Origin of the sequence: Rufibacter latericius, assembly GCF_003721515.1 — a bacterium.
Lineage (GTDB): Bacteria > Bacteroidota > Bacteroidia > Cytophagales > Hymenobacteraceae > Nibribacter > Nibribacter latericius.
Window position 1 is genome coordinate 95,754 of sequence record NZ_RJJD01000002.1, and the last position, 13,015, is coordinate 108,768.

The following is a 13,015-nucleotide window of genomic DNA, read 5'->3' on the forward strand; positions in this document are numbered from 1 at the left end:
AGAAAGCTGGCATAAAATTAGCGGTTTTTAAAAACGAAAGAATGGTTGCAGAAGTGCTGAGGTGAAGTGATTTAAATCCAATTTTTATCCTTCTTTCTTCTTTTAACTTTTTACTGGGTTTGTAAGTATAAGTACCACATCTTAATAAAAGGATTAACCTTTATGAAGCATAATAAACCAATATATTCTTTATTTCTTTTTTTCCTGATGACCATGGCCCTGCTGTCTGCCTGTGCCAAGTCGGGGGATAAACAGGTCAAGAAAGCAGCTCTTGCCGCGGCAAAGGAATTCCCGCCGCAAACCGACAGTGTGTTTGTGGTTACTTTCACCAAAAGCGACCCAGAGTTCAAGAAGCACCTGGACTTGATGAAGCTCTTTTACCGGGAGCGGCAATATCGTTTTGCCTGGTTTAAGGACGGGGAACTTGTTCCCCAGGCATTTAAATTTGTGGAAGTATTGAACAAGGCCCACGAAGAAGGCCTTAACCCCCAGGATTACGCCAGAAAAGACCTGCAGCAGATGTTTCAAAAGGTGGAGCAGGCGAAGGATGACTCGGTACGTCATAAACTTCAGGAGGAGTTGGATGTAACCCTAACTGCTTCTTACTTTAACTACGCCAGCGACTTTTACCGGGGTACCGTTGACCCGCGCAGCCTGGATAACATTGAATGGGAGGTTAAGAAAAACAAAATAAAGCTACACAAGGCCCTGCAAACAATCCTGAAGGAGCGGGAGAGCCGCTACCCTTATTATGAGTTTGAAGCTTTGCACCCTAACTACATACGTCTGCGCGAAGCCTTGAAACAATACCGACTGGCCAAGCAACAGGGAGGATGGCCTAAAATTGAACTAGCCACCAAGATGATTAAACCCGGTGATTCTGCCCAGGCAGTATTAACCTTACGGCACCGGATTTTGGGTAAACCTGCCGAAAACACCCCAGCTAACCGAATCTATGATCCTGCACTGGCAACTGCGGTTAAGAACTTCCAGATCCGTCATGGCTTGAAACCCGATGGCGTGGTTGGCGGCGAGACTTTGGTGGCCATGAACGTGCCTATTGAAAACCGTATAGACCAGATCATTATCAACATGGAACGTTGGCGCTGGGTGCCTAAACGTTTCGAAGATAAATATGTGTTCATCAACATTCCGGAATATATGCTCCATGTGTATGAGAAAGGGAAAGAAGTGTTAAATATGAAAGTAGTGGTAGGGAAGGAGATGCACGCTACCCCCGTTTTCAGCGATAAAATGGAGTACATTGTTTTTTACCCCTACTGGAACATTACCCCACAAATATTAGAGGAAGAAATTGCGCCCGCCCAGGCAAGTAACCCCAATTACTTAGCCCGAAACGACATGGAATTAGTAAAAGACATTGGAAACAATAAAGTGGAAGTGATGTCCCCAAGTTCAGTGGACTGGTACTCGGTAGATAAGAATTTCAAATACCGGGTTAGACAGCGTCCGGGTAAAAAGAACCCCCTTGGGTTTGTGAAGTTCATCTTCCCGAACGAGCATAACGTGTACCTTCATGACACTCCTTCTGACCATTTGTTTAACCAGGCAGAACGAGGCTTTAGCCACGGATGTATCCGGATTGAAAAACCCTTTGAGATGGCCCAATACCTGTTGAAGGATCAGAAGCAGTGGACCCCATCAGCGATTAAAGCAGCCATGCATGGCGGTCAAGAAAAATACGTTAACCTGACCGCTAAAGTACCGGTGTACATCGTTTACTTCACCGCTTGGGTAGATGAGGCAGGTGTTGTACATTTTAGGAATGATATCTACAACCATGACCGTGACTTAGAGATGGCTTATTTTAGATAATGCCGTGATTCTTTAAAAGCCTTAAAGTTTATTTCAGGGGCCACCAAGCTGCTAACATATTTAGCGGTTTGGTGGCCTCACTCTTTTTACACGTTTTTATAAGATAACCTTTCCCTGTTTTGTTTAATAATTAAATCCCTTCCTCTGGGCTGCTCCTAATTAAACCTTTCGTTGTCTTCCAGTAAAATTCACTAATACGAAGACCAAGGGAATGAAAAGGGGAGGTGTTTTGATTTGACGTTTTTGACCAGCTTTTTGGAAATGAATCTAAAAACAGTTGCCTGCCACAATGGCTTACCTTGGCTTTAGTAATGAAAAATAGGAGGGAAAAACAAAAACCATAAAAAGAAAATAAAACGAAAATCTTCCATTAATGAGTTACAAAAATAAACCCTGTTTACATTTGTTAAACAAATGTAAACAGGGTTTATTTTTGTAACTTTAGAAAACGCTTTTTTGAATAGGAGGGAATTAGATCCAGTATAAAGCTGCTATTATAAGGAGGTTATCTTAATTAATTAAAGTACCTCTTCTTTATGGGATGGTACAATAAATCTAAATCCCTTAAAGCCGTTTTGTTTTTAGGCTAGATGTTTCCTGATTGTTATACTTTTAAATTTTAAACACTTGTCAGATCTATTAACAAGAATTCAGGAAATCATTGGTTGGAGCACCTTGGGGCCGGCTGCTTTTGCTGATGAAATTGGAGTCGCGCGACCTGTTGTCAGCCATATACTTTCGGGAAGAAACAAGGCCAGCCTGGAGGTGGTGCAGAAATTATTAACCCGGTACCCCGAGATTTCTGCAAAATGGTTATTAGCGGGTGAAGGTCCAATGCTAATGACTTTAGGAAGAATTTTGGAGCCCAAGGAGGATCAAGGTGTCTTAACTGAAAGCAAAATCAAGAATGTGGTTCCTGAAGGTTTTGTCCAAGAACAAGGAAAAGTACAGAATGTAGAAAAGGGTTCTTCGGAAGAAATTAGAACTACAAACAAAGCTGGAAGGACTTTAGTGAAAGTTGTACTCCTGTATTCAGACGGAAGCTTTGAAAGCTTTGATTCTGTTTGATGGTACTTTATAAAGGAAGGTGTTAGAGAGACTTCATTACAGTTTTTATAAGGTGAATGTGAAAAATTTAAGAGGTGTAGTTCGGTGAGGATTAAGGAAGAGTGCTTTCATTTTTGTCGAACCAGCGTTAATAGGAAGAAGTTGTCTGGAATAATTGATGTAGTCAAACCCTTTTAATAAAGTATATAGCTCCGCTCTTTTGCCTATGGTAACGTTCAGGTAACATTCAATTGCCTTCTTTGTGAATGTTTCACGCAAGCTGGCAAACCCATGCGACTCCTGTTCACAATTCCATTCCGCAGCCCTCTTTCACATTTCCATAAGAGCCTTGCTGGCAAGGTTGGTTTCCTCCTTTTAAGTTTGTGGTTGGTGAGCTTCAATGCTTATTCACAGGCCCGGCAGCAAACGAATGCCTTAACCCAGCACCGACCAGACTCAGCTTTCAGATCGCTCAAGAAGGAGTTGCATTAAGCAGTACAGCGGAAGGACAAAAAGGCCGAAGGGCTCTGCCTTCAGCAAATGGGGCAGATTTTCTACCATCAGGGACGTTACCCCCAAGCCTTAGACCTCCATCTTCAAGCCGACAAAATTTTCAGAGAACAACCCTTTTCGGTGCAGTTAGCCCATAACCTCAACCAAATGGGAACCCTCCATTACTACAACCGGCAAGTGGAGGTGGCGTTGCGGGAGCACAGAGAAGCCCTTGGAATATTGAGGAAGATCGAGGATAAGAAAGGAATCGCCTTCACCTACGGCAATATTGGCCACCTCTTTGAAAAGCGCCAGGCGCACGACAGTGCTTTTCATTACCAACGTTTGGCTTTGGGTCTTTACAAGGAAACTCAAGACAGTAGCGGGATCGCAAAGATCTTTGAGAATCTGGGCAGCATCTACGAGGATTTGAGCCGGTATGACTCGGCGCAGCATTACTTCCGGAAGGCCCTTTCTATAAACCAACTACTAAATGACCAGTTAGCCCAATTGGAAGTGCTCAATAACATGGGCGATGTACCTCGGAAAACAGGTGCGTACCGGGAGGGATTGGCTTACTCCTGGCGGGCAGTGCGGCTGGCGAAGGAATTGGGCGAACTGTACCAGTTGAGCAGCGGCTACCGTGATCTGGCTAAATCTCATCACGCGCTGCAGCAGGATGATAGCGCTTTCCTATACATGGAAGAGAACCGTAAAGCCCTGCTGAAAATCTACTCAGACGAGAACAACAAACAAGCCGCCTTGCTCAGCACTCTCTATGACTTAGAAAAGAAAGACAATGAAATCACCAAACTGGAGAATGCCCGGCAGCAGAACATACTGTTAAGCATTGGAGCAGGTGTAATCCTGATTCTGTTGCTTTCCTTAGGAGCAGTTGCCCTCAGCAGGCAGAAACTGAAACTGCGGAACGAGCAAACCTTAAGGGGACAGAAAGAGAAGATGTACCAGACACAAAAGGAGCTGATGGAAACAGAGCTGAAGAACAAACAGCTTAGGGAGCAGTTTCTGAAAACCGAGCTGGAAACCAAAGGCAAAGAACTCTCCAGCCACACCCTGCACGTGATCCAGAAAAGCCAGCTGCTGGAACAGCTCCGTGATAAATTACAGGAGTTGGTGAAGGAAGATAAAAGGGATCAGAAAAAGCAATTAAAGCAGTTGCTCATGCTCATTCAGCAGAACTTCAGCCAAGACAAATACTGGGAAGACTTCAGGGGAATATTTGAACAAGTGCATGAGTCATTCTTCCAGAACCTGAAACGGCGGTGCCCTGACCTGACCGCGGCAGACCTCCGGCTGGTGGCCCTGCTCAAAATGAATCTTACCTCCACCGAGATTTCTTCGCTCCTGAACATCTCCCTGGATAGCTTGCGGGTTTCCAGGTACCGCTTACGAAAGAAACTAACCCTTCCACAAGGAGAAAACCTGGTATCCTTTATCCAAGGCTTGCAAGAAGCCCCTTCAAAGGAAAAAGTACTGGAAGAATCGCTTGATCTGCCCTAGACCTCGGCTTCTGATTTTGGCCTGTTTTACAAAAAACAGCCTTGAAACGGGAAAGCTCAATCCTCCTAACCTAAGGATAACGGTGGCATAACAATAACATAATGGCTGTTTGTGGCAGGTGTATTGTGTTAATTATCACCTTTATAGCAAGTTGTTGTTAGGGTTGCTGCCTTCTGGTATACGCTGCGCAAGGGCTTGTTCACATTTTGTATACGCCAGTAAATTGCGACTAGCCCGGAGAGGACATCACCTTTACAGCATCAAACAACCAACGCTATGAGGTATAAATTTTTACTCAGCTTTTGCTTTCTGGTTATGGGGCTCTCAGGAGCAGCCCAAGCGCAGCAAGCCATTTTAAGAGGCAAGATCACCGATGCAGTGAACCAAGAGCCATTGGCCGGTGCTGCCGTGGAACTAGCCGGTACAAGCAACGGGGTTTCCACCAACCTGAACGGGGAGTTCAGGTTATATGCCACTACTGGAAATTACACCCTGAAGGTTCATTACCTGGGGTATCAAGACACCACGTTCTCGGTGAACGTGGCCGCAGGTGAGGGAGGGGTGCTTCAGTTGCGTTTAAGAAGTAACTCCAATCACCTAAGCGATGTGGTGGTGACGGGTTCTATTCAGGGCCAGGCCCGCGCCCTGAACCAGCAGAAGAACGCAGACAACATCAAGAACATCATTGCCGCCGACCAGATTGGTCGTTTCCCTGACCCTAATGCGGCCGAGGCTCTGCAACGGGTGCCCGGTGTAAACATTGAGCGTGATCAGGGCGAGGGTCGTTATGTGTTGGTGAGGGGTTTGGCGCCGCAGTTCACCAACATCAACGTGAACGGCGAACAGATTCCATCCCCGGAAGCGGATGTGCGCTTTGTGGCGCTGGACGCCATTCCATCAGACCAACTCGCCTCCATGGAGATTTCCAAATCTTTGACACCAGACATGGATGGTGATGCCATTGGTGGGTCGGTGAACTTGATTACACGAACCGCCCAGAGTGGACGTCCGCAAATTTCAGGTTCGTTGGCAGGGGGCTACAATAACCTCATGGAGAAACCAAATGTGAACGGACAGTTGCAGTACGGGCAGCGTTTCGGGAAAAACGACAGGTTAGGTTTTCTGGTGAACGGAAACTACTACCAAAACAAACTGGGCTCAGACAATTGGGAATTCGCACCTCAGGACAATGAACTGGAACTACGTGATTATGAATTGACCCGTACCCGCACTGGCTTTAGTAGCACCTTAGACTACAAGTTCAACCCCAACCATGAGGTGTTCGTGCGGGGTCTGTACTCCCGCTTCACAGACCGGGAATGGCGCCGTCGTTACGTGTTCATCCCTGAAGACGAGGAGATTGAGAAGCTTACCAAAGACCGTTTTGAAGAGCAATCTATCCTTTCAATCAATGCTGGGGCAAAACACACGTTCAAAGGCTTCTTCCTGAACTATGAGGCGCAATATTCCTATGGAGAGCAGAACACGCCTTATGACAATGAGGTAGGATTCATCGCCGGAATACCCTCTTCTTTTGGTTTTCCAACTCGGCAGTACCCGCAGATAGACATAGAAAGCTTTTCTAATAACAGCCAATATGAGCTGGACGGAGCTGAGTTTGGGCACACCCTTGCCAAAGACCGAAACCTCACGGCCAAACTGGATGTAGGCATTCCGTACAAGCTGGGCGTTAATAGCGGCCTTGTTAAATTTGGCGGTAAGATGCGCCGCAAGCGGAAGAGCTATGACATTACCGCCAATACTTATGAAGGAAGAGACGGCGTGCCTACTTTAGATGCCTTTGCCGGCTCTCCGGTGAAAGACTCGTTCCTGGGCGGCCGTATCAACTTGGGCAATCCCTTAGACGTGACTCAGTTTGTAGACTACTTCAACGCCAACCCGGCACAGTTTGAATTAGACGTAGAAGGCAAGAATATTGATGAAGCATTGGAAGCATTTGAGGCCGAAGAGAACGTGTATGCCGGTTTCGGGATGGTACGGCAACAGATGGGACCTTTGATGGTGCTGGCCGGCCTTAGATACGAGAAGACCCAAGTGGACTACTCTTCTAAAGATGTCATCATTAACGCAGCCGGGGATCTGGAGGCCATTCGTCCGGTCATCGGAAGTTCTACCTATGACTTTTTGTTGCCCCAGCTTCATCTGAAATATGAGCTAAACAAATTCACTAACCTGCGGGCTGCGGCTACTTACAGCTACGCGCGTCCTAACTTCAGTGAGTTGATCCCTGCGCAGGAAATCAACCAGGAAGATAATCTGGCAACTCTAGGCAATGCTAACCTAAAGCCGGTAAGTGCTTTTAACCTGGATGTTCTGGCTGAGCGGTACTTCGGGAATGTGGGCGTGCTTTCCGGCGGATTCTTCTACAAGAAGCTGGATGATTTCATCTACCGGAAAGTGATCTTCGCGAGTCCTTACCCGCTGGTAGGCGCACCCATTGTGGAGAGCATTGACGTAGTGCAGTCGCAGAATGGAAACAAGGCGAACTTAACCGGTTTTGAAGTGGCCTACCAAGGTAACCTTACTTTTTTGCCAGGGTTCCTTCGCAACTTCAGTTTGTACACAAACTACACCTACACGCACTCAAACGCCAAGATCCAGAGCCGCTCGGCCAGCAGCAGCAACCCAAATGCCACTGAAAGCCTTCGTCTGCCCGGGCAAGCCAGAAACGTAGGAAACATCTCTTTGAGCTATGAAGGCCAGAAGTTCACCACCCGTGCTTCCATGAACTTTAACGGCGAGTACCTGAGCGAGATCGGCGGATCTTCTGAGGAAGACATCTACGTGAAGAACCGTGCCCAATTAGACTTCAGCGCCAGCTATGCCGTGAACTCCCGTTTGCGGTTTTTCACCGAGTTCATGAACTTAACCAATCAGCCCTTTGAGCGCTTCATGGGCTACAAAGACCAGTTAATCCAGCGTGAATTCTACTCTTGGTGGAGCCGCATAGGCCTTAAGTTCGATCTATAAATCTAGGGGCTGTTTTTTAACCAAAATCCGAAAAACACATGAAAAACATAAGATTCTGGGCGCTCGCCGGAGCGTTCCTCTGTACCCTGTCTGCTTGTGATGAGAAAGACGAAGATGTGGTAACGCCGCTGATGGGCATCGCTTATCCGCAGGTGGTTTTGTTCTCAGATGAAGGAGACGGGGGCTTGGAAGACGAAGACAAATTCAGCTTCAAGATAACCTTAGCAGACCGGGTAGATCCAGCAGGCGAAGATTTGGGTGGTAAAGTGGTGCCGCTTGAAAAAGAAGTCACCGTTCATTTTCAAATAACAGGAACGGAAGGGTTCACCCAACTTTCAGACTACATCAAAGACTGGACGGCCTTTTATGAAATAGACGATTGCACCACCTCAGAAGACCAAAACATAGACCTTGACCTCACCTTTGACCCCGCAACCGGCCTCGGATCGGTACGGTTCCCGGCCGGAGTAGATGAGATTGAAGTGGAGTTCGAAACCAATGAGGGGCTGTTTGAAGATGACACATTCAACAGCCAGGGAAGAGGTCTGGTGCTGAAACTTATCGGGCTCCATGGCAACAGCCAGAACGTGGTAGCCAACACTACCAGTGAATTTGAATACAAGGTACTTGACGATGAAGGAGTTTACGGGGAGTGGGAGCTAGATGTGGAGGACGCCTCCGAGTTCCAGAACTTCAAAAGCCTGTTCGGGCTCATCAGTGCAGACATTAAAGACTTGAAGGCTGAGGATGTTGAGGAGATCACTATTGCCTTTGGGTACGGCGAATGGAAAGCCGAAGTGAAGCTGCAAGAGACTGAAATGATAGAAGAGTGCGGCAAAGGAAAGGCTGAAAACAAGGTGATTGAATTAGAAGCCGAGTTTGAGGAACTGGAAGATGACAAGCCGGAAGGCAAGGTTGAGTTTGCTGAAAGCATTGAGCAGGAAAACGGCTCTGAGGTTGACTTCACGTATGCCGGTACCTTTCAGGTGATTGGAAAAAAACTCACCCTTACTTTAAAAGGGGAATACGATGATTCTGAAACCAGTGCCCTTACCCTTCACCTTAAAAAATAAAAACCAGGCAGCTTAAGCTTTAAGGCAACTGCATTTTTCCCCATCTACTATAATGTTCAAATCATTCTTTCTAAAAGAAGCTAGCCTCGTTTTTATCTTGGCGGCCTGTTCTGCTCCCAAAGCAGAAACCATTAACACTCCTCCTCTGGAGCAAACCGAAAAACATTTAATTCCCGGTAACATTGTGCAGGCGGCGGTGATTACTGATACCGTTCAGTTTGACTCTGATGATCCCGCTATTTGGGTGAATCCTAGAAATCCAGCGAAGAGCCTCGTCATTGGTACAGATAAAGATGCCAAGGGTGGCTTGTACGTCTTCGATTTAGAGGGCAAGATTATCCCTGAGAAAACCGTAAAGAATCTGCAACGCCCTAACAACGTGGACGTGGAGTACGGCCTTGTGCTGAATGGAAAGCCTATTGATATTGCGGTGGCTACCGAACGCATGACGCACAAACTACGCATCTTCTCGGTACCAGATATGAAGCCAATAGACAAGGGTGGCTTGGAAATGTTTGTAGGCGAAACCGCTGAAGGCTACCGTGATTTAATGGGCGTATCCTTGTACAAGAACAAAGCCGGGCAAGTATATGCCATTGTAGGCCGAAAGGTAGGTCCGCTGGATGGCACTTATCTCTGGCAGTACCTGCTGGAAGATGACGGGACCGGTCACGTTAAGGCTACGCTGGTACGGAAATTTGGCGAGTACAGCGGCAAGAAAGAGATAGAGGCCATCGCCGTGGATGATGCCTTAGGATACGTTTATTACTCAGATGAAGGCTTGGGGGTAAGGCAGTACTTCGCGGATCCGGAGAAAGGCAATAAGCAACTGTCTTTGTTTGCCACCAAAGATTTCACCCGTGACCATGAGGGCATCTCCATCTACGCCTTAACCGATAGCACCGGCTATATTCTGGTGTCAGACCAGGAAGTCAACCGTTTTATGGTGTTCACCCGTGAAGGAACAGCCTCTAAACCGTATGAACACCGTTTCATCAAAGCCGTGAACGTATCCGCTATAAACAGCGATGGCTCTGAAACGGTAGCGGTACCACTGGGCAAAAGGTTTAAGCACGGGCTTTTTGTGGCCATGAGCACCGATAAGACGTTCCACTTCTATCCTTGGGAAGCCATTGCAGGGAATGACTTAAAGATGATCCAGGAATAACTGCTGTATTTTGCAATAATAACAACCTTGTATTAAACACTTACATTGTAATTTTTCCTTGTTGATGTAACAAGGTTCATCCACTTACTTGTGCACAAAGGTCAGCCATGTTCTTATAGCTTAATCTATAGGAATATGGCTGACTTATTTAGTAAAATCTTTCCTGAAGGCAGCATTTTCAGGAGACGTAAAGTTTGAAGCAATTCTATTTCTGAAACCAAAAGACAAATTCGGCCTTGAAATGAGTAGGTGACGTTTATACCTCTAAGTTGAAAAGAGTAGGGGAGCTTGCCCTTGTAAATACAATTTTACTACTCTTGCCCTTGTAAATACAATTTTACTACTTAAGATAGGGAACAGGAAATCGGGGTGCCAATGAATATTCTGCTGGGAAATTTATCACTTCCTGTACCTTATCCATAGAGATATTTAGAGTTCTTTTAAGTATACATTCAGTTATTCGGTACTATGCTGGTGTCCAGTATATTCGCCCTTGCTTTACTGTTTTCTTCAAGCCAAGGGCGGGTAATTCCGACTGGGTAGTGCCCAGGTAAGTAAAATGTGGTAAATCAGAGACCACGGTCTGAAACCAGCCGTGCCGGGCCAGTATAGCACGCACCCCCGCCTGGTTGTATTCGTTTATATCAAGAGCGAGCATGGAGATATGCTGTGAAGCCCCGGGTGCTGAACCTGAGTACAGGACTGACTTGGAGAAATCCTTGCTGAAATACAGTCCTTGGGCCTCAAGGAGTAGAACCTCTTTTACTTGCCCGGCAGGTGCTAACATTCGAATACGGTCTGCCTCTTGTGCATCTAGTTTGCCGCGCCGCTGCCAGTAAGCAAGGCCCGGAATAACGCGGCGGCTCCATATTTTCTCGGTATCGTGGTAGCTGCGCCGTGCCGCTAATTTGCCGCGGGGGGTTATCCGCAGGTTTTTACTTGCGGCTTCTCTACGAGCGGCGAGCAAGGCATTCATCGCCTCGGTTTGAAGCTCGATGGGAATGCCGCCGATTTTTTCGCGCCGGGTACTTACTTTCGCTTGCCAATTGAGGCAGTGGTCTGCGTTGGCGAAAATGATGGAAGGAGGAATGACGCTGCCTTGAGCCACGAAAACTGCTCCGTGGTCTTTTAATATCCTGAGAGAAACCCAATCTTCTGGTTCCGGGTGAGGAAACAACGGTGGCAAGTTCTGCTCAAATAGGGACTTGCCCTGGTTTATTTTAACTGGATTGGAGGTTGAACTTGTAAAGGAGATGAGGGGGGAAGTAGGAAGAGGTAAAGTTGCTGCTGATTTTTTTTCTGGCCCGGAAAAATCTAGTGAAAGCAAGCCACCGCCTGAAAGCAGCAGGGAAACGGTGAGCAGTTTTTTCTTTCTGAATAATTTATTTAGGAGAGGCATCATTAAGCGGACATGTTCAATTACCTGAATAAACCTAAGGAGTTTAGTTGGGTAAACAAGTAAGCAATATAGATTTCTGCTTTTTGCTTCTCAAGCTTCAAAATACGCCTTGTAAGTCTGCCCTCCAACTATGAAAGTAGTGGCACGTTTTCTGGCGGAAGGCATCTGTCACCACCTTGCCTGATGTTTCTTGCTGTATTTTAGATAATGGTAAATCCGCCGAAAGTGTTACCAACGAACCAATATATAAATAATTTCGGCAAGATCTTTTATTCCCCTTATGGTTTAAGTTAGCTAAGATTTCATTACCAAGTTAATCAACTACCGATAGAACCTTTTCAGAATCAAGATATTATAAAAGGACTTACTTAAAAAGTAGTTAGGAACTAGAGGAGTCAGTGGTTCTATTCCATCCGAAGGATCTTCTCCATTTTGCGGTCTTTAGCCAATTCATCCACCGGATTGCCTAATACCAACAACACGCACAAATCAAACTCAATGGAAACCTGGCACAAAGTTGAGCCTGTCAAGGCAAAAGTGAAAATAGAGGAGCAAGGTTCGGGGCTGAGCTAGCAAAACGGTTTGATGAACGTGATTCCTGTTGGAATAACTTAAGAAGCCCTTTACCACATAGACCCATAGAGAGGGCAACGAAAAGAGGAACAACCCCTGGCGGTTAATACCTAAAAAGCTAAAAAACAAAAATGCCTGTAAGTGTTTTCTTACAGGCATTTAAAAAACTGCGGTCCGGACGGGACTCGAACCCGCGACCTCCGCCGTGACAGGGCGGCATTCTAACCAACTGAACTACCGGACCAACATCTTCTGGAGACCTGCTGTCCCCGTTTGATGGTGCAAATATGTAGAGTTAATTTTTAGGATGCAAATGAATGGGGAGTAAAACTTATAAATTTATGAACTTGTGGTTCATTTGTATTAAGCCCTCTCTCGGAAAAACACCCTTAAAACTATAAGGGGATTTTAAAGGCCATGTAAGAACAGGTTTAAATCCGCTTTCTCTAGTACAGCCTAGGTTTCCTCCAATCTTAAGCTAAAACAAATCTGGCTCTTCAGAAACCTCTAATAGGGAAGTTTCCTTTAAGAAGTAAACGATCACAGATTTAGTAAATTCAAGTCCCTCCTGCACGTCTTCGTTTTCAATCTGCTTTTTGGCAAACTCCAACTTCATGATGCAATAATTAATGACGTGGCTTGGCTGCTGCTCGGTGTACCCATCCCTGAACATAAACCGAAACACATCCAGTGTTTGGTGAAGGTATTCTAAAAGGAGAGTAGTTGTTTCGGTTCCATCAAAGGTTAATAATTCAAGTTTAAATAAAAGCTGCTGCAACTCCTCAAGGCTTTCCCCCTGTGTTTTCATGTGGTGTATTCTTCAAAAAGTAAATCCAGGAATTCCCAACATTTGTGGGAGAATAGGTTTTATATAATTGAGGTATAAAAGCAGGGGGAATGCTATACCTATTACAA

Annotated in this window: 9 protein-coding genes and 1 tRNA gene; 6 read left to right on the forward strand and 4 right to left on the reverse strand. The window is 46.0% G+C overall.

Translation table 11 applies throughout. The features are described from left to right. Nucleotides 1-162: 162 nt before the first annotated feature. The 6 genes from EFB08_RS04355 (at nt 163) to EFB08_RS04380 (ending at nt 10,128) form a co-directional block, all read left to right on the forward strand. Nucleotides 163-1,836, forward strand: coding sequence for a L,D-transpeptidase family protein (locus EFB08_RS04355; protein ID WP_123125714.1), 1,674 nt, complete (start codon nt 163-165; stop codon nt 1,834-1,836). A 627-nt stretch (nt 1,837-2,463) separates the two neighbouring features. Next, the gene (locus tag EFB08_RS04360) at nt 2,464-2,904 is read left to right on the forward strand and encodes a helix-turn-helix domain-containing protein (RefSeq protein ID WP_165864796.1); all 441 of its coding nucleotides are present in this window, start codon (nt 2,464-2,466) and stop codon (nt 2,902-2,904) included. A gap of 519 nt (nt 2,905-3,423) precedes the next feature. Continuing rightward, nucleotides 3,424-4,896, forward strand: a complete 1,473-nt coding sequence (locus EFB08_RS04365) for a tetratricopeptide repeat protein (RefSeq protein WP_123125716.1) — start codon at nt 3,424-3,426, stop codon at nt 4,894-4,896. A gap of 276 nt (nt 4,897-5,172) precedes the next feature. Next, nucleotides 5,173-7,887, forward strand: a complete 2,715-nt coding sequence (locus EFB08_RS04370; RefSeq protein WP_123125717.1) for a TonB-dependent receptor — start codon at nt 5,173-5,175, stop codon at nt 7,885-7,887. Between the two features lie 38 nt (nt 7,888-7,925). Then, on the forward strand, nt 7,926-8,960 hold the full coding sequence (locus EFB08_RS04375; protein ID WP_123125718.1) for a hypothetical protein: 1,035 nt from the start codon (nt 7,926-7,928) through the stop codon (nt 8,958-8,960). Nucleotides 8,961-9,012: 52 nt separating this feature from the next. Next, a complete protein-coding gene (locus EFB08_RS04380) occupies nt 9,013-10,128 on the forward strand; it encodes a phytase (RefSeq protein WP_123125719.1) in 1,116 nt (371 codons plus the stop codon). A 466-nt stretch (nt 10,129-10,594) separates the two neighbouring features. Here EFB08_RS04380 and EFB08_RS04385 read toward each other — a convergent pair whose 3' ends face one another. The 4 genes from EFB08_RS04385 to EFB08_RS04395 all read right to left on the reverse strand — a co-directional run bounded on the left by EFB08_RS04385 (nt 10,595) and on the right by EFB08_RS04395 (nt 12,908). Then, entirely contained in the window at nt 10,595-11,530 is a 936-nt protein-coding gene (locus EFB08_RS04385) for a hypothetical protein (RefSeq protein WP_123125720.1), read from the reverse strand. Nucleotides 11,531-11,931: 401 nt separating this feature from the next. After that, on the reverse strand, nt 11,932-12,057 hold the full coding sequence (locus tag EFB08_RS23750; RefSeq protein ID WP_165864797.1) for a DUF2200 domain-containing protein: 126 nt from the start codon (nt 12,055-12,057) through the stop codon (nt 11,932-11,934). Between the two features lie 213 nt (nt 12,058-12,270). After that, nucleotides 12,271-12,344, reverse strand: a tRNA-Asp gene (locus EFB08_RS04390). Between the two features lie 234 nt (nt 12,345-12,578). Continuing rightward, nucleotides 12,579-12,908 carry a hypothetical protein gene (locus EFB08_RS04395; protein WP_123125721.1) on the reverse strand — a complete coding sequence of 110 codons (330 nt, stop codon included), beginning with the start codon at nt 12,906-12,908 and terminating at the stop codon, nt 12,579-12,581. Nucleotides 12,909-13,015: the final 107 nt, after the last annotated feature.